Genomic DNA, 17,924 nt, shown 5'->3' with positions numbered 1-17,924 from the left:
TGTTGTCAAGCCGCAGCAGTGACGGGGAGGTTGCTTTGGTAGCACTGTCCGTCACGGATGAGAGCCCACAGGACGTTCACGCGTCGTCGGGCCAGGGCGAGGACGGCCTGGATGTGCCGCTTGCCTTCGGCGCGCTTGCGTTCGTAGAAACGACGCGACTGGTCGCAGCTGCGGATGCTGATCAGCGCGGAGGTGTAGAAGACGCGTTGCAGCCCGCGGTGATAGCGCCTGGGCCTGTGCAGGTTGCCACTGATGTTGCCCGAGTCCCGGGGGACCGGAGCGACTCCGGCAAGGCTGGCCAGGCGGTCAGCGGTGCCGTAGCGGCTCATGTCGCCGGCGGTGGCGGCGAGGAACTCCGCGCCCAGCAGTGGGCCGATGCCGGGCATGCTGGAGATTACTTCGGCGAGTTCGTGGTCGCGAAACCGGGCCGCAATGAGCTTGTCGATCTCGGTGATCTGCTCGTTGAGGCTCATCACCTCCTTGGCCAGGGTATGGATCACCTGCGCCGTGATCTTCTCCCCGGGGACGGCGGTGTGCTGGCGCTCAGCCGCTTCCAGGGCGACCTCGGCCAGGGCTTCGGGACTGCGGGTGTTACGGTTCCGCAGCCAGGTCTCCAGGCGCCTGCGGCCAGTTCGACGCAGAGCGGCCGGCGTCTGATAGCCGGTCAGCAGAATCAGCGGCCCGGCGTTGCCCAGGTCGAGGACTCGCTCCAAGGCCGGGAAGATGCTGGTGAGTTGGCCGCGCAGGCGGTTGATCCGGCGGGTGCGGTCGGCGTTCAGGTCGGCCCGACGGCTGGTGAGGATCCGCAGTTCGATGGCGTGCTCGTCGTCCGGCTTCAGGACGGTCAGGTCTCGGCGCATCCGGGCCTGGTCGGCGATGACGGTGGCGTCCTTCGCGTCGGTCTTGCCCATGCCCCGGTATCCGGCCGAAGCCCGGTTAACCGCCAGGCCGGGTATGTAGACGAGGTGCTGGCCGTGGTTGAGCAAGAGGCTGATCCACAGTGCGGCCATGCCGTCGGCAACGTCGACCGCCCAGACCACGTCCTCGTCGAGGGCCAGCACATCGGCGAGCAGGGCCAGCAGCTCCGGCTCGTCGTTCAAGACCCGTCGCGACAGCAACCGTACGCCCTCCGCGTTGAGGACCACGCAGTGGTGATGGGTCTTGCCGATGTCCGTACCCGCCCAGATCTGGGCCACCTGTTCCTCCGGTCGTTCGATGACGCTCTGTTCTCCCGGACGACCTCGCCGGCGTGGTCCTACTCAGCGATCCGCTCGAAGGCGTTCGCAGCTCCTAATCAGCGGCCGAGTCGTCGTGAGACACCGGGCGGCCAGGTGGATGGAACCATCGAGGGCAACCGCTTGGAAGCCATACCCGGTGTCTCTGGGTCTCTGGACCTTACGACGGCCCGTCCAACCCACGAACAAGGTAGGACCGCTTGGCTCCGTCGAGGATCCATCCGTCGCCGTCGCGGCGCGCGGTCGTCTGCAGGCCGCCGGCCACGTCGGAACCACCATGCGGCTCGGTCAACGCGAAGGCGCCGATCTTCTCGAAGCGGCTCATCGTCGGCAGCCACCGCCGCTTCTGTTCGTCGGAGCCGCAGGTGAGGATGGTGCCCATGGCCAGACCGGTGTGCACGCCGGAGAACGTCGCCAAGGACGCGTCGACGTGCGCCAACTCCAGCGCGAGGAATCCCATGAGGAGGTTGCTCGGCCTGGATTCCGGGGAGTCCGGGTCGGCCCAGTCCACAAGACCGAGCCTCCCGAAGCCCTCGACCAGCTGGAAGGGGAACTCGGCCCGGGCCCAGTAGTCGTCGACGATCGGGGCGGCCTGCGTGCGAAGGAACTCGCGGACGGACTCGATCTTCTCCCGATCCTTGTCCGGCAGCAGTTCCTCGTGGGCGTAGAAGTCGGCCGGCAGCAGCCCTTTCTCCAGGTACGGACCGGACGGTGTCGGCAAGGTCGTTGTGCCACTCATTGTTATCTCCCTCAAGCCTGCGGGGCGTGGCCCGGAGATCCGCGCGCCCGTCAGCGCTCTCGGCGCCCGGCGGTGCGGTTCTCTGGCGCGATTAAACGCGGATCTTGGGCTGGTCCCCCGGACCCGCGCCGCGCGGGGGCGCCGTTGTCGCCGCGAGCCACCCCAGTGGCCCGTTGCCGCCCGCTGCGGGAGAGGTGAGGCAGGACTGCGCGGTGGCGGAGAGGGACGCGGGCAAGCCTGCTGGTGAGTGGGAGACGCGCTGTCCGTGGGCACTCCGAGATCGCGGGATCCGCGCGGTGATCCCCGTCCCCGAGGGGATCAGCGCGGCCATCGGCTGAGGCGGGGCTGTCGGAGCGTCAGGCCGCCTTCGACCGCGAGGCATACGGGCAACGCAGGCATCTCCTCGTGGGCGGTCCGGTGGGCTTTCCACCCGTCCGGCAGGTGGATCAGGCGGACGAAGCGCGTCGCACGGTCGACCAGCGTCCCGATCGCTGACCGCTGGCCGCGGCCGATGGTGAGATCTCCTTCCCAATCTCCCGGCCTGGTACGTTCGTTGACAATGGTGGGTCGGTTATGGATCAACGTCATGTTCTTGATCTTGTTGGGTGACGGGACGCCCCGGCGCTGCCTCCTGCGTCGCGTACGCCCGGTCCGCAGCCGGCCCTGGCGCCGCCCCAGGAGCCCGGCGAACAGCCCGCGGTAGATCGTCTCTGGGCAGGCGTGCATCCGTGGCTGGTCGGGGTACTGCCGCCGCAGGTAGCGGGAGATCTGCTGCGGTGACCACCCCTTGTCGAGCTTGTCACGGACCACGGAGCGCAACGGAGCATGTTCCCGGATCTTCTCGGTCTTCGGGCGCTGTCTGCGCAGCAGTGCCTGGTTGTGCGCCCACCAGGGGTCATAGCTGCCGTCGCCCTTCCCGCCCCGGCCGATCTCCCGGTAGACGGTGGACGTGCTCTTCCCGATCGCGGCGGCGATCGCTGCGGGAGCCTTTTCGGCACGCAGGCCGTCGGCGATGGCGATGCGGTCGTCTTGAGTGAGGAAGCGTGGTGCCACGGAGGTATCTGGGATGATCATGCTTCCAGCTTCGATGAACCACTTGGATCCGCAGCTGGTGGATACGCCCACTTGGCGGGCGGCTGCGGCCCCTTTCAGGCCCTGGCGCACCAGTTCGAAGTACCGCTGTCTGGCTGCCGTCGGCTTGCGATTGGCTCCTCCACGAGGCATGCGAACGATCTCCTTCCCGGCCGTTCGCAACCATCGGTGGAAATCAAGCGGTCTACCCCGTGATCTTCATCGACCGCGTGCACGTGAAGGTCCGCGACGGGCAGGTGGCGAACCGGCCGATCTACGTTGCCCTCGCGGTGACCGTGGACGGCACCCGGGACATCCTCGGTCTGTGGGCCGGCGACGGCGGCGAGGGCGCCAAGTACGGGCTCCAGGTTCTGACCGAGATCAAGAACCGCGGCGTCGAGGACGTGTGCATGGTGGTCTGCGACGGCCTGAAGGGCGTGTCCGACTCCTGTCCGACTCCATCTCGGCGGTCTGGCCGCAGGCAGTCACGCAGACCTGTGTCGTCCATTTGATCCGGGCCTCGTTCCGCTACGCGGGCCGCCAGGACTGGGACAAGATCTCCCGCGCGCTCAAGCCGGTCTACACCGCGCCGACGGCAAAGGCCGCCGAGGACCGCTTCCTGGACTTCCAGGAGGAGTGGGGCGCGAAGTATCCGGCGATCGTGCGGCTTTGGGAGAACGCCTGGGCGGAGTTCGTGCCGTTCCTCCAGTTCGACACGGAGATCCGACGCGTTGTCTGCACCACGAATGCGATCGAGAGCGTGAACGCGCGCATACGCAAAGCGGTCCGGGCCCGCGGGCACTTGCCGAACGAGGCCGCGGCTCTCAAGTGCGTCTATCTCGCCGTCATGAGCCTGGACCCCACCGGGCAGGGACGCAAACGCTGGACCATGCGCTGGAAGCCCGCACTCCAGGCCTTCGACATCGCCTTCGACGGCCGACTCTGCGTCGGCCGCCGCTAACTCACACCACCCGAGTTACACCGTTGGCTGGACAGACCCACGCCACACAATCTGAGCGCCTTCGGTCACGGAACATGGCCCAGCTTCTGAGCCTGTGCCTTAGCCTTGATCCACCGGCCGGCGTCTTGTGGATAGCGGCTAGAAAAACGAGGAAGTGCCTTGTGACCTGCGATGATGGGAGTTCTTCAGGCTTCCAGCACGCACGATCGGCAAGGCACTTCCGAGATGAAAGTTTCCCATACATCGGCGGCGGTCTCCGCTGCGTTCGATGACCCGAATCTGATCGCGTATGCCGGGCTGGTCCCGGTGATGCGCCTGGCCGAGCGGGGCGGTCTTTCGCGTCTGGTGGCCGAGAACGTGAAGCTGACCGGCGCGAGCAACAGCGCGGGGGCGGCGGCGGACGCCAAGGTCACCAGCATCGTCGCGGGCATGGCCGCAGGTGCGGACAGCATCGACGACCTGAACGTTCTGCGCCATGGTGCGATGACGGCCGTGTTCGCGGGCATTCGTGCCCCGTCCACGCTGGGCACGTTCCTGCGCTCGTTCACCCACGGTCACGCTCTCCAACTGCACGCCGTTCACCGCCGGTTCCTTGGCGCGCTGGCCGCGCATACCCCGCTGCTGCCCGGCGCCGACGCGATGGCATTCATTGATGTCGACTCCACCCATAAACGGGTCTACGGCCGGGCCAAACAGGGTGCCGAGTACGGCCGGTTCAAGGGCATCCGCACCCTCCACCCCCTGCTCGCCACCATCTGCACGCCCGGCTCCCGCCCGGTGATCGCCGGAGTCCGCATGCGCCGCGGCAAGGCAGCCGACTCCCGCGGCGCCCCGAAGTTCGTCAGCGAAGCCCTGGCCACCGCCCGGGAGGCCGGCTGCACCGGCACCCGCATCCTGCGCGCCGATTCGCAGTTCTACAACGCCGGTGTGATCGCCGCCTGCCGCCGGGCCGGAGCCCACTTCTCGATCACCACCGGCATGAACCCCTCCATCAAACGGGCCGTCCTCGCCATTCCCACCGAAGCATGGCAGCAGATCACCTACCCGACCGCGGTGCCAGACCCCGAGACCGGCGAACTCATTTCGGACGCCGAAGTCGCCGAGATGCCCGCCTACACCGCCTTCGCGAGCCGCAAGAAGAGCGAGCAAGTCACCGCCCGGCTGATCGTCCGCCGGGTCCGTGACCTCGCCAAACCCGCCGTCGTAGGTGAGCAGGGCGAACTGTTCCCCGTCTGGCGTTACCACCCGTTCTTCACCGACAACCCCGCCCCCACCCTCCAGGCCGAGCGGGAACACCGCCACCACGCGGTGGTCGAACAGGTCATCGCCGACAGCAAAGCCTCCGCACTGACCCACCTGCCTTCCGGACACTTCCACGCCAACGCCGCCTGGCTCACCCTGTGGGCCATGACCTACAACCTGCTGCGGGCCACCGGCGCGCTCACCTCCGCCTTCCACGCCAAGGCCACCACCGCCACTCTCCGTGCCCACCTGGTCCAGATTCCGGCCCGGATCGCCCGCTCCGCACGGCGTATCACCCTGCACCTGCCACACAACTGGCCCTGGCAGCACGCCTGGACACATCTTTTCGACACCGCCCACGACCCACCCGGACCCGCCTGACGACCCTGCCCACCCCGCCCGCCAAGGCCCAACCGGAACCGAACAACGTGGAAATGCTGGGCAGACCAGCGGGTGCCACCTGCCCGCCCACAATCACCGCCCCGAAACCGGCTCAGGATCAGTCAGAAGATCATTTTCAGACCACGTCGGTGGATCAAGGCTTAGCCTTGATCCACCGGCCGGCGTCTTGTGGATAGCGGCTAGAAAAACGAGGAAGTGCCTTGTGACCTGCGATGATGGGAGTTCTTCAGGCTTCCAGCACGCACGATCGGCAAGGCACTTCCGAGATGAAAGTTTCCCATACATCGGCGGCGGTCTCCGCTGCGTTCGATGACCCGAATCTGATCGCGTATGCCGGGCTGGTCCCGGTGATGCGCCTGGCCGAGCGGGGCGGTCTTTCGCGTCTGGTGGCCGAGAACGTGAAGCTGACCGGCGCGAGCAACAGCGCGGGGGCGGCGGCGGACGCCAAGGTCACCAGCATCGTCGCGGGCATGGCCGCAGGTGCGGACAGCATCGACGACCTGAACGTTCTGCGCCATGGTGCGATGACGGCCGTGTTCGCGGGCATTCGTGCCCCGTCCACGCTGGGCACGTTCCTGCGCTCGTTCACCCACGGTCACGCTCTCCAACTGCACGCCGTTCACCGCCGGTTCCTTGGCGCGCTGGCCGCGCATACCCCGCTGCTGCCCGGCGCCGACGCGATGGCATTCATTGATGTCGACTCCACCCATAAACGGGTCTACGGCCGGGCCAAACAGGGTGCCGAGTACGGCCGGTTCAAGGGCATCCGCACCCTCCACCCCCTGCTCGCCACCATCTGCACGCCCGGCTCCCGCCCGGTGATCGCCGGAGTCCGCATGCGCCGCGGCAAGGCAGCCGACTCCCGCGGCGCCCCGAAGTTCGTCAGCGAAGCCCTGGCCACCGCCCGGGAGGCCGGCTGCACCGGCACCCGCATCCTGCGCGCCGATTCGCAGTTCTACAACGCCGGTGTGATCGCCGCCTGCCGCCGGGCCGGAGCCCACTTCTCGATCACCACCGGCATGAACCCCTCCATCAAACGGGCCGTCCTCGCCATTCCCACCGAAGCATGGCAGCAGATCACCTACCCGACCGCGGTGCCAGACCCCGAGACCGGCGAACTCATTTCGGACGCCGAAGTCGCCGAGATGCCCGCCTACACCGCCTTCGCGAGCCGCAAGAAGAGCGAGCAAGTCACCGCCCGGCTGATCGTCCGCCGGGTCCGTGACCTCGCCAAACCCGCCGTCGTAGGTGAGCAGGGCGAACTGTTCCCCGTCTGGCGTTACCACCCGTTCTTCACCGACAACCCCGCCCCCACCCTCCAGGCCGAGCGGGAACACCGCCACCACGCGGTGGTCGAACAGGTCATCGCCGACAGCAAAGCCTCCGCACTGACCCACCTGCCTTCCGGACACTTCCACGCCAACGCCGCCTGGCTCACCCTGTGGGCCATGACCTACAACCTGCTGCGGGCCACCGGCGCGCTCACCTCCGCCTTCCACGCCAAGGCCACCACCGCCACTCTCCGTGCCCACCTGGTCCAGATTCCGGCCCGGATCGCCCGCTCCGCACGGCGTATCACCCTGCACCTGCCACACAACTGGCCCTGGCAGCACGCCTGGACACATCTTTTCGACACCGCCCACGACCCACCCGGACCCGCCTGACGACCCTGCCCACCCCGCCCGCCAAGGCCCAACCGGAACCGAACAACGTGGAAATGCTGGGCAGACCAGCGGGTGCCACCTGCCCGCCCACAATCACCGCCCCGAAACCGGCTCAGGATCAGTCAGAAGATCATTTTCAGACCACGTCGGTGGATCAAGGCTTAGCCTTGATCCACCGGCCGGCGTCTTGTGGATAGCGGCTAGAAAAACGAGGAAGTGCCTTGTGACCTGCGATGATGGGAGTTCTTCAGGCTTCCAGCACGCACGATCGGCAAGGCACTTCCGAGATGAAAGTTTCCCATACATCGGCGGCGGTCTCCGCTGCGTTCGATGACCCGAATCTGATCGCGTATGCCGGGCTGGTCCCGGTGATGCGCCTGGCCGAGCGGGGCGGTCTTTCGCGTCTGGTGGCCGAGAACGTGAAGCTGACCGGCGCGAGCAACAGCGCGGGGGCGGCGGCGGACGCCAAGGTCACCAGCATCGTCGCGGGCATGGCCGCAGGTGCGGACAGCATCGACGACCTGAACGTTCTGCGCCATGGTGCGATGACGGCCGTGTTCGCGGGCATTCGTGCCCCGTCCACGCTGGGCACGTTCCTGCGCTCGTTCACCCACGGTCACGCTCTCCAACTGCACGCCGTTCACCGCCGGTTCCTTGGCGCGCTGGCCGCGCATACCCCGCTGCTGCCCGGCGCCGACGCGATGGCATTCATTGATGTCGACTCCACCCATAAACGGGTCTACGGCCGGGCCAAACAGGGTGCCGAGTACGGCCGGTTCAAGGGCATCCGCACCCTCCACCCCCTGCTCGCCACCATCTGCACGCCCGGCTCCCGCCCGGTGATCGCCGGAGTCCGCATGCGCCGCGGCAAGGCAGCCGACTCCCGCGGCGCCCCGAAGTTCGTCAGCGAAGCCCTGGCCACCGCCCGGGAGGCCGGCTGCACCGGCACCCGCATCCTGCGCGCCGATTCGCAGTTCTACAACGCCGGTGTGATCGCCGCCTGCCGCCGGGCCGGAGCCCACTTCTCGATCACCACCGGCATGAACCCCTCCATCAAACGGGCCGTCCTCGCCATTCCCACCGAAGCATGGCAGCAGATCACCTACCCGACCGCGGTGCCAGACCCCGAGACCGGCGAACTCATTTCGGACGCCGAAGTCGCCGAGATGCCCGCCTACACCGCCTTCGCGAGCCGCAAGAAGAGCGAGCAAGTCACCGCCCGGCTGATCGTCCGCCGGGTCCGTGACCTCGCCAAACCCGCCGTCGTAGGTGAGCAGGGCGAACTGTTCCCCGTCTGGCGTTACCACCCGTTCTTCACCGACAACCCCGCCCCCACCCTCCAGGCCGAGCGGGAACACCGCCACCACGCGGTGGTCGAACAGGTCATCGCCGACAGCAAAGCCTCCGCACTGACCCACCTGCCTTCCGGACACTTCCACGCCAACGCCGCCTGGCTCACCCTGTGGGCCATGACCTACAACCTGCTGCGGGCCACCGGCGCGCTCACCTCCGCCTTCCACGCCAAGGCCACCACCGCCACTCTCCGTGCCCACCTGGTCCAGATTCCGGCCCGGATCGCCCGCTCCGCACGGCGTATCACCCTGCACCTGCCACACAACTGGCCCTGGCAGCACGCCTGGACACATCTTTTCGACACCGCCCACGACCCACCCGGACCCGCCTGACGACCCTGCCCACCCCGCCCGCCAAGGCCCAACCGGAACCGAACAACGTGGAAATGCTGGGCAGACCAGCGGGTGCCACCTGCCCGCCCACAATCACCGCCCCGAAACCGGCTCAGGATCAGTCAGAAGATCATTTTCAGACCACGTCGGTGGATCAAGGCTTAGGGTCTCAGCCCCGACCTGTCGTGGTGCGTCAGTGCATCGCACACCCAGTGGCGTCTCGGCTGCCGCAACTGCGGTCATTCAGGAGGTGAGTCATGCGCGGGGCGTCAGTGGTGTCGTCGGCCGGGCCCAGACGCAGGGCGTGCCGGAGCTGGCACCAGGACGTCCGGCCTGCATCCCGGGCGGCGACGAAGGAGTACGGCCAGCCAGGCACGAACTGCTCCGAGGACCGGCCGCTGCGGCCGTAGACGTGGCAGAACAGGCGGTCGGCGCCGGTCGGTGCGTATCCAGTGGCCGCTGTCGACCGCCAGACCGGGCGTCGGTCGGCGGCCTGCGGCAGGGGCAGGCCGGCCGGCACCTGCCGCAGCGGGGGCACATCGACGTTCCCACGGTTCAGTGCGTCGTACATCGAGCCGTGCCCGCGCCGACGCACTGCGTCCCGGCGACGTCCAGGGCCATACAACCGACCAGTACATCGGCGCGCCCTTCGAGTCGGGGTGGCGGCCTGAGCCCCCTGAAGGAGTCCCACTTCCAGATCGACCTACCGCTCGGGGACGCGCGTTTGACCAGGATGGCCCGGCACATCCAGGGCCGGGACGACGCTCCGGGCCAAGACGTCGGAGGGGCATGCGCCAGACTGTCGCTATGAGCATCACGCGACGCCGACTCGGCACGGGCCCGACCGCCACCAGCAGCACGCCGCCCGCGGAGGAGTCGCCACGGCTTCTGCCCGTCGAACGAGTTGGCCTCGGGGGACTCCTGGAGGCTCCCCAGCCGAGCGATCCGGATCCGGAGGTGACGCGGTTGCACCGACGGCCGCTTCGCTCTCCTGCTGTGGAGGACTGACCGACGACTGTCTCGGATGCCTCAGACCACGCCTACGGGGCCGGACGCCTGTAGATCTGCGCGTCCCAACATGTCGGCAAGACGCGTGCCGGTTCGGGCTGCTGCGATTCGACGTGCTCGCAGCTGAGCTCGGGTGCGAGGACGGAACTTGGGTTCCTTGCCGCAGCCGCACGGTTCGCGGCCCTCGTAACGCAGTCCGGCGTTGAGAACCGCAGCCACGACCGTCCATGCCTTGGTGTCGCGGCGCCGTGGTGTCGCGAAGTCGTGACCGGCACAGACCAGCGGCCCTGAGCATCGAGGGCATCGGTGCTCGCCGGGCCTGGGGTGCCGCTTGAACGCGACGCGGCAGGGCACGCACGCGTAATGCAGCTTGTAGGGCTTCTCGGCGTAGTAGCACACGAGGTGAACGTACCCGGCAGAGCGGGCGAGGCCCACACCGACCTGATACCTAGCGCGTGGGGGAAACCCGCACTGCGCCTCAGGCCGCAGGCAGCGGAAGAATTACCCTCGGCCAGGGAGTCCTCAATCTGCTCGATCCATGGGAACGGGTAGGCGCCGTCCGGCAGGCTGCCCTCTGTGTCTTCATCCGCCTCAGTCAGGGGTGATGCGCGTCAGGAAACCTGGCGAAGTGGGGAAGGGCTCATGGAATGGGCCGAGCCACGTCCGTCAGTCGCCCCGCAGGAGTGATGCTCGGAACTGCTCGGTGTCAGCGAGAAGCTCCCGTCGGGAAGGGGTGCTGCGGGTGAACACCGCCTCACGGCAGATTCCCACCGCTTCGTCGAGGAGCGGCAATGCCTCACCTCGACGCCCAAGGGCGTCGAGGGCTACGGCCACGTTGTACAGGGCGGTCGCGGCTGGCGGGTAGGGGGCTGAGCGCTCGGCGGCCAGTCGGCGCCGGAGGTGCAGTATCTCCCTGCTTGTCTGCAGAGCCTTGTCGTCGAAGTCCAGTTCGAAGAGACGGTCGAGCAGAGGGTGCAGCAACTCGGCGAGGGAGACGAGGTCTGGGCGCGGGATCTGCCAGCCTCGGCAGAGTGCGACAGCTTCCGCGGCTGCGACGAGTCCCTCCTCGCGATGACCGGACTTTGCCAGCTGGTCGGAGTATTTTGCGAGGCCAGTCGCGAGCTGCGGGCGGCGACCTGGGCCGAGTGCCGCCTCCGCGCGGCGCAGCGCGACGGACTCCGACGCGCTGACGATGCCTTCTGCCTGCCGCCGCACCTGCAGCAGCATCCGGGCTTGGGTACTCAGGGCAGTTGCAAGGCGCAGCCGGTGGACGGCGGGGCGGGCGGACGCCAGGACACGGAAGTGGCGGACAGCTTCATCGGCTGCCGGGAGGGCTTCCTGGTGCCGACCGAGTTCCGCCAGTTTGTTCGCGTTGTTGTTGAGGGCCATGGCGAAGTGCTCGGTGTGCAGGGCTGCGTTCTGGTCGGCCAGGATGCGGAAGTGTTCCAGTGCTTCCGTGCTGACTGCCAGCGCCTCGGTGTGCTGGTGAGCGAGGGAGAGCCGGTGGGCGAGGTTGTTCAGTGCCTGCGCGAGCGGCAGCCGGTGGCGTTCGGGATCGGTTTCCGACAAGGCCCGGTAGCAGGCGACGGCCTCTTCTGCCGTTTCCGTGGCGCGTGCGGCATGCCTCAGCGCACCAAGGCGCAGGGAGTGACCGTGCAGTGCTGCGGTAAGTTCCGGCCGATGGCTGTCTCCTTGCTCCTGTACCAACTCACGTTGTACTGCGAGGGCTTCGGCTGCTGCCTGTTCTGCGTCCACCCACTCCCGGGTGTTGGCGAGTTGCGCCGCCAGGGTGCGCAACGCGGTGCCGAGAGCGGGCAGATGGGCGCCGCGATTCTCCTCGGCCAGCGCCCGGAAGCGGTCCACGGCTTCTGCCGCTGCCGTTCGGGCCTCCGGATAGCGCCCCACGTTTTTCAGCCGGGTGGCCAGTGAATGCAGGCAGATGGCCAAGTCGGCGCGATGGCCGGCTCCGTTGGAGTCGGCCAGACCACGGAAAATCCCCGTTGCCTCCTCGGCCGCCGCCACTGCCTCACTCGGCGTGGATACGGGTGGCCGGGTCCCGCTCCGCCCCGAGCAGCCGTACCCGCAGAGACGGTGTGGTCCCCGTGATCAGCACGTCGTCGAGGTCCACCCCGAGCCAGGGACTCTGTGGGGTGTCACCGAGCACGGCACTGAGGGAAGGGCTGGTAATCATGGCGAGGTTCTCCAGTGCCTCCGGTGCGGAGGCGAGCGCAAGATGCTTGACCGGCACTGCACGCCATGCGTTGCGGTCACTGTCCGCCTCCACTGGAATTGCGGAGATGGCGGGCACCGTGCCGTCACCGCCCCAGCCGGAGTTGGGAAGCCAGTCGGGATCTTTGTCGCCGACCTCAAGACGGTCGCCCACGACAGCGGCCCTGTGCAGGGTGCCGTGTCCGCGCGCGAACACCGCCGTGACCTTCGGTAGCGCAATCCCGGGTTCGGGGCGCGACCAGAACTCCCGGATCTCCTCGTGCAGTGTGAAGGCGGCCTTCGCCCGTGCGGAAAAGCCAGGCGCCCGTGCCGTGACGGCGGGGCCCAGTTCGTAGGGGTAAAGCGGTGTTCCGCCGGGCTGGGCGATCATGCGGTACCGGGGCAACAGATCGTAGACCGACTGCCACTCCCGCAGCACCGCGCTTGCCCTGCCGAACGGCACCCCGCCGCCCAGCATGCCGTTGACCAGCCAGTCCAGCGCCTTTGGTGCGCCCCGGTGCGGGGCGCCCAGAGTGATCAGCGCCGCACAACGGTCCGCGCCACCGAGCGGCCCCAGCCAGTACCTGGCCACCAGACCGCCCATGGAGTGGCCGATCACCACGACACGTCCCGCCTTCTCCCGCTCGGTGCCGCACATGGCGGCGAGCCGGTCCTCGATCTCGGTGTGCAGCCGCTCGGCGGCGCTGCGCACCCCGAGCCGGAAATCGTAGGGGAACAGCAGCAGATCAGCCCGGGTGTCGGCGAGCGCGGTCGGCCGGTCGGCGGTGTCCACCCGGGCGCCGAAGGCCTTGCTGATCTGCTTGACGCCGCCTGAACGGCGCTCATGCGGTGAGGTCGAGGAAGTCGGCGACGGGCCGGGGGTTGCGGTGGGTTGAGGCAGGTCCGTGCCCGCGTCGAGCAGATCCTCTTGGTGGCGGCCTCAGTGCTGGATCAGGCCGCCGACCGGGACAGGAGCGACGTGGCCGGTTGCCGGATGGGTCTGTGCCAGGGCGATTCCGATGTCGACCAGCGATGACCGGCGAAGCCAGGCGACATCGGGGATCGGAGTCCAGACCGACTCGGCGGTTTTGCCGTTCGGCTCAGGCCGAAGTTGGCCGCCGGTGATACGGACTTGATAGAAGATGCCAATATTCTGGTGCTTTGGTCCGCCGGGGATGGTGCGTTCGGCTGCGGGGATCACCCTTGAGTCCACGCCCAGCAGGCGTTCGACCACCGCCTCGCAGCCGGTCTCCTCAGCGACCTCCCGGATCACCGCATCGAACGGATCCTCCGCGTGCTCGACCCTGCCGCCCGGAAGGGTCCAGTTGGTCTCGCCCTTCGGCGGTACGTGACGGGCGAGCAGCACCTGCCCGTCCTCGATGCACACGGCGTACGCCGCCAGACGGAGACTCATTCCCGCACCTCCCACTGGGCGCTGTCCCAACGCCCAAGGCCTACATGTCCCGGACTTGCAAGTATGCTGATTCGCTGCGGATGGGATACCCCGGGGTCTATCGGTAAGCCCGGCTGTCAGACCTGAGAAATTGGAGCTCCGAAGCCCGCCCGGAATCGGGTGGAGTTCAACGGGCCCATCGTCGGACCCGCACACTGGCTCTCAGACCCGGCTGGCCTTTGGACGCCGTGCAAGGAAAACGAACTCCTTGCCTGGCCGGTCGGGCGCGTCACGAATGCCCTCCACCACATAGCCCTGTGCGACCAGCTGGGCTTCGACCTCCAGCCGCTCACGGAAGCGCAAGGTTGAATCCGACGTCAGCATCTGCCCGTCTGCGCCGAACACGTAGGTCCATCGGAACGTCACCAGCGGCCAACTCACCTCGGTCAACTGGACCCAGCTCTCGACCGCGCCGACGCCCGGGATCTCCGTAACGCCGTAGGAAGTCTCACGGTTCCACTCTTCCCAGGCTCGCCTGGCCGGATCGCGGGTCTCGAACACCAGATGTCCGCCGGGACGCAGTGCTTCATAGGCGCCCCGCAAGGTCTCCTTCCACGCCTGCGGATCGACGATGGCCTGGGCGACGTCCGCCGTCATGGTCGCCAGATCAACCCGCAGCGACGGAAGTGCCGCCGCATCACCGCAGATCCAGCGCACTCGCTCGCTGCCCGGCTTTCCCCGGGCCACATCGATGGACGCGGACGCGGAATCGACACCGATGACCTCGATCCCGCGGTCAGCCAGCAGGAGGGCGAACACACCTGTCCCACATCCAATGTCCAGTACCCGGCGCGCTTTGAACTCCTCCGTCATCCGCACGTAGGCATCGAGATCGGTGCGATCGGGGTCAAGGGGGTCGTAGATCGCGGCGAGCCGTGGATGCCGGAAGCACTCGTCAGCCATGCTGCCGAAGTTATGCGGAGCGGAGGCTGTACGACCAGTCAATATCGCTGCGGAGCGGCTGTGTTGATCAACGACGGCTCACGACGGCCCCGGGGCGCGGCTCACGCTGCTGAGGAGCGCCGACAGGCAATTGGCCGCTGAACACTGGCTGCTGTCGAAACACCGGCCGTACGGATCCCCGGGCGTGTGGTGCTCGCGTTGACCGGCAGTGCGGAGCCGTGGGCAGTCGACGTGTTCCTCGGCCAGGTCCTTGACGGTGGTCCGGTTATCTGCGATCCGCATGGACACCGGTATTACGCGCTGGGGTCCGCCAGCATGCCCACGATGTGGCATCAGACAGCGGAGAAATGGCGGCGGCGCTGGACGTGGATGTCCTCGGCCGTGGGACACACCTGGGAGTGCCGCGGATGGACGCCGTAGAGCCCGCGCCGCAGGGGTGCGTCTCGTACTGGGTGGTGCCCATGTCGTCGGCCCGCTACGCCGTGTGCGCCGCTCGCCGTCGCCAGGCTGATCGCAGCTGGCCACCACAGGATTGCCGTGGGACGACAGGGCGACCGCACAGCGACCCCCTTCGCGATTCCGGTCACGCACCGTCGCAGCCCTCGGCGTCGGTCCCAAGCGGATCGGTACGCGCACGAACAGGTCCGCTCGGCGGTAGCCGCCTCCTTGACGACCGTTGTCGCGTTGCAGGAGTTTCGGGACCGAACATCTGGTGGCGATCCGGTCGGGTGGTGTCTCCACCACGGCACCGGCCACGGCTTCAAGCCGGCCTCGGCACAAGGCTCACAGATCCGCAGCCCTGCCGCCGTCGGGCCGACGCCGTAATTCGGGCTGCCGATCACTCAAATGCCGCCTTCTCTCCCGGTTCTTCCCTCGGGAGGGCCGGGAGAGAAGGCGCGGTCCTGCTCAGGTGTCAGCACACGGGCCAAGCCAGGGGTGGGGCCTCCGCCTGGAGGCTGGAGCGATCACCGCCGTACGATGCCCAGGTCCTGCCCGGCATCCACATCCGGCTCAAGCGGGTGTGCTCTATGCGGTGCCGTCCTTGTAGACGGGGTGGTAATCCGTGCTACCGCTTACTTTGACAACCCACACGCGGACCGGGGTGTCTTCCTTGATGTTGCCGCTCAACCAGTCCGAGCAGTACGGAGAGGCATGCCCGCGGGTACTGATGGTGCGGTCGATATCCCCGTCCCGGTTGATGTCGAGCCGGACCTCGATGCCCCACCCATCCGCCGAGACATCGCAGGCGGCTATGGAGTCGCCGGGCGCATCGGGGCCGCCCTGGGCGATCGGATCGGGCCCCGGGTCGTAGTTCCAGTACCCGTATCCGCCGCCTTCGTAGGCGCCGTAACTTCAGTACGCCGCGTACGCGGAGTTCGCGGTCACGAACGCCAGACCGAACGCACACAGCGTGACGCAGGCAGCCCGCGTCTTGGCCAGTCTCACGCGTCATCCCCTTCCCGCGCCGGCCGGGTCCGCCCCTGTCTCCATCCGTAAAAGGCCGCCCCCGCCCGGCTCCTGATGATCGCAACAGGCTAGCGCATTGGCGATCTTTGCAGTCAATGCGTTTGTCGTAGTGGTGACTGCCTGGCGTGCAGCATGGCGACGGGCCCGAAGCGCAGTTCTGCGCATCCTCGTGCAACCGTCGAGCCGCCTTCCACGGTGGCGTCGGCAGGCCCGTGACGGATGGTCAGGGAAATCCGCGGAGGGGCGAAGGCCATCACCTCGTGGTGATGGACATGGGGATCCGGTAGTGGCCTCCGCGATCCGCTCGTCAGTCCGATCCTCGGTCCGGCCGTCGACCAGCGAGCTGATCGAGGCCCGGCAGTGGCTGACGGTCTTCCGCTTCCCCGCCCAGATGCCCGATCCCAACCCGGCCGAGGGTGTACGGGTACATCTGAAGAACAGCCTGGGCAACCTCGCCCGTGCGGCATCGAGGGACTCGCCGCACTGGCCTGCACCCGCCTGAAACGGGTGCAGTACCAGCTCGGACTGCTCGGCGATTTCATCGCGGAGACCGGATGCATCCCGACCCGACCTCACCACGATGACCCCGATCCGAAAACCTCAGTAGCCTGCCTGACGGCGGCCAACCGCTGCTCGGTCAAGGCGGAAAGAGAGATCCGGAATAGTGGTGGTCACCATGCCTGGGTAACCCGCAGGTGTCGTCGTTCGGCCAACTCCTCCGCGCTGACCACGGTCAGAATCGGGGTACCCGGCCGCGCGAACATGGTCACCACCAGCTCCGACTGCGCGTCCGGAAGGTTGTTGGCGCCCTGGTAGTGGATCACGTCGCCTCCGGGTTCGAACACGGCGTCACCGGCCTTGAGCACCCGGGGCAGTTGCCCCTCCAGCTCGAAGAGGATCTCACCCTGGGTCACGTAGCCGAACAGTGGCCCGGGGTGCCGGTGCGGCGGTGCGCCCAGGTCACCGGGCGGCAGGGTGACCCGGATGGTCCTGGCCTCGGCGCCAGCCGGGATCCGGGACGCCGCCTCCGGCAGGGTAGTGATCACCTCAACGCCTGGGGGCAGGTGTGCGTGCTCAGCGCTCATGTATTCCTCCAAACAGGGACTGTTCATAGTGAGGACAAGGCGGCCTCTCCGTTTGTGACAGCCCTGCGCGGCGCACCTGCCCAGAGCCGCGCCGGGGGATCCGGTCTCCCGAGCGGGTGGGCGCGCTGAGCTCGCCCGTCCGGTGCCAGGTGTTCACCGCCATCCTGAGGATGTGGTGTCAGCGGTGTGAGTGGATTCCGCGATGGCCGCTGCGTGGCGGACCGGGTTGTCCGCTCGGCCTCCAGCGGCCGGGCAGGACGACGAAGTCGGTGCAGAAGACCGGAGATCGGCGAGGGGTACTCATAGGGCCCATGGTCGCCGGACTCGTGGACGTCGGCGTGACCGAGCACGTCAAGCGGCTCGGTGAGTACTCCACGCACGAGCTCGGTATCCAGCCGGAGGCGTACGAGCCGCAGCCGGAGGTGGAGTTCACGTAACTGTGTGCGGAGAACTTGACCTACGAGGGCTTCGCCCAAGCGGCTTGACAAGGCGGTGGGAGGGCCTTGGCGCGTTCATTGGGTCGTGCTGTCTCTCCTCCTTCTTGGCCTGCGGTAGACGGTGTTGGCGCGGCGACAAGAGGACCCGGTCGCGTTCACGATTTCGTAGGCGCTGGTGCTGTTCAACATCTGGCGGCTCCGGTGTCGCCAGGGGGAAGGCGGCAGATCGGCACCGAGATGAGCGGTCGTTGAGGTGTGCGCTCTCCTGTGAGCCGGCTCGGCCGTCAGGCGCAGGACACGCGGATGGCGTCGGTCGCTATCGTCGGCACATCCGCGTGATCTGCTCCGGCCTGCGTCTGGAGAA

Annotated in this window: 13 protein-coding genes and 3 pseudogenes; 6 read left to right on the top strand and 10 right to left on the bottom strand. The window is 67.7% G+C overall.

What is annotated here, in order from left to right:
• Positions 1 to 5 precede the first annotated feature (5 nt).
• The 3 genes from OG819_RS35740 to OG819_RS35730 form a co-directional block, all read right to left on the bottom strand.
• Positions 6 to 1,196 carry an IS110 family transposase gene (locus OG819_RS35740; protein ID WP_266653268.1) on the bottom strand — a complete coding sequence of 397 codons (1,191 nt, stop codon included), beginning with the start codon at positions 1,194 to 1,196 and terminating at the stop codon, positions 6 to 8.
• Positions 1,197 to 1,395: 199 nt separating this feature from the next.
• A complete protein-coding gene (locus OG819_RS35735) occupies positions 1,396 to 1,974 on the bottom strand; it encodes an acyl-CoA dehydrogenase family protein (protein WP_266653266.1) in 579 nt (192 codons plus the stop codon).
• 318 nt (positions 1,975 to 2,292) lie between these two features.
• The gene (locus tag OG819_RS35730) at positions 2,293 to 3,048 is read right to left on the bottom strand and encodes an IS30 family transposase (protein WP_266653264.1); all 756 of its coding nucleotides are present in this window, start codon (positions 3,046 to 3,048) and stop codon (positions 2,293 to 2,295) included.
• 200 nt (positions 3,049 to 3,248) lie between these two features.
• Here OG819_RS35730 and OG819_RS35725 point away from each other — a divergent pair.
• From OG819_RS35725 to OG819_RS35710, 4 genes and pseudogenes are all read left to right on the top strand, one after another.
• A pseudogene (locus tag OG819_RS35725) lies at positions 3,249 to 4,006 on the top strand (IS256 family transposase); the annotation flags it as partial.
• Positions 4,007 to 4,231: 225 nt separating this feature from the next.
• Positions 4,232 to 5,629, top strand: coding sequence for an IS1380 family transposase (locus OG819_RS35720; protein WP_266624488.1), 1,398 nt, complete (start codon positions 4,232 to 4,234; stop codon positions 5,627 to 5,629).
• 287 nt (positions 5,630 to 5,916) lie between these two features.
• The gene (locus tag OG819_RS35715) at positions 5,917 to 7,314 is read left to right on the top strand and encodes an IS1380 family transposase (RefSeq protein WP_266624488.1); all 1,398 of its coding nucleotides are present in this window, start codon (positions 5,917 to 5,919) and stop codon (positions 7,312 to 7,314) included.
• A 287-nt stretch (positions 7,315 to 7,601) separates the two neighbouring features.
• On the top strand, positions 7,602 to 8,999 hold the full coding sequence (locus OG819_RS35710; protein WP_266624488.1) for an IS1380 family transposase: 1,398 nt from the start codon (positions 7,602 to 7,604) through the stop codon (positions 8,997 to 8,999).
• A 277-nt stretch (positions 9,000 to 9,276) separates the two neighbouring features.
• Here OG819_RS35710 and OG819_RS35705 read toward each other — a convergent pair.
• From OG819_RS35705 to OG819_RS35680, 6 genes and pseudogenes are all read right to left on the bottom strand, one after another.
• A pseudogene (locus OG819_RS35705) lies at positions 9,277 to 9,588 on the bottom strand (transposase); the annotation flags it as partial.
• 1,085 nt (positions 9,589 to 10,673) lie between these two features.
• Positions 10,674 to 11,954, bottom strand: a complete 1,281-nt coding sequence (locus tag OG819_RS35700) for a tetratricopeptide repeat protein (protein ID WP_266653262.1) — start codon at positions 11,952 to 11,954, stop codon at positions 10,674 to 10,676.
• Between the two features lie 79 nt (positions 11,955 to 12,033).
• Positions 12,034 to 13,008, bottom strand: a complete 975-nt coding sequence (locus tag OG819_RS35695; RefSeq protein WP_266653260.1) for a hypothetical protein — start codon at positions 13,006 to 13,008, stop codon at positions 12,034 to 12,036.
• 147 nt (positions 13,009 to 13,155) lie between these two features.
• Positions 13,156 to 13,629 (bottom strand): NUDIX hydrolase, encoded by a 474-nt coding sequence (locus OG819_RS35690; RefSeq protein ID WP_266633809.1) that lies wholly within the window; start codon positions 13,627 to 13,629, stop codon positions 13,156 to 13,158.
• Between the two features lie 201 nt (positions 13,630 to 13,830).
• Positions 13,831 to 14,571 (bottom strand): class I SAM-dependent methyltransferase, encoded by a 741-nt coding sequence (locus OG819_RS35685; RefSeq protein ID WP_266653258.1) that lies wholly within the window; start codon positions 14,569 to 14,571, stop codon positions 13,831 to 13,833.
• A 1,026-nt stretch (positions 14,572 to 15,597) separates the two neighbouring features.
• Positions 15,598 to 15,837: pseudogene (locus tag OG819_RS35680) on the bottom strand (hypothetical protein); the annotation flags it as partial.
• A gap of 487 nt (positions 15,838 to 16,324) precedes the next feature.
• Between OG819_RS35680 and OG819_RS35675 the strand changes: the two are divergent.
• A complete protein-coding gene (locus OG819_RS35675) occupies positions 16,325 to 16,540 on the top strand; it encodes a hypothetical protein (RefSeq protein ID WP_266653256.1) in 216 nt (71 codons plus the stop codon).
• Between the two features lie 169 nt (positions 16,541 to 16,709).
• Here the strand turns inward: OG819_RS35675 and OG819_RS35670 are convergent, their stop codons facing one another.
• Complete coding sequence (locus OG819_RS35670) at positions 16,710 to 17,123, bottom strand: cupin domain-containing protein (RefSeq protein ID WP_266633813.1); 414 nt, start codon at positions 17,121 to 17,123, stop codon at positions 16,710 to 16,712.
• Positions 17,124 to 17,434: 311 nt separating this feature from the next.
• Here OG819_RS35670 and OG819_RS35665 point away from each other — a divergent pair, with 311 nt between their 5' ends.
• Positions 17,435 to 17,560 carry a hypothetical protein gene (locus tag OG819_RS35665; RefSeq protein ID WP_266633815.1) on the top strand — a complete coding sequence of 42 codons (126 nt, stop codon included), beginning with the start codon at positions 17,435 to 17,437 and terminating at the stop codon, positions 17,558 to 17,560.
• The last annotated feature ends 364 nt before the right edge of the window (positions 17,561 to 17,924 follow it).

This window comes from Streptomyces sp. NBC_01549 (assembly GCF_026339955.1).
Lineage (GTDB): Bacteria > Actinomycetota > Actinomycetes > Streptomycetales > Streptomycetaceae > Streptomyces.
Note: the sequence above shows the minus strand (reverse complement) of the source record. Positions and strands in the feature narration are given on the sequence as shown.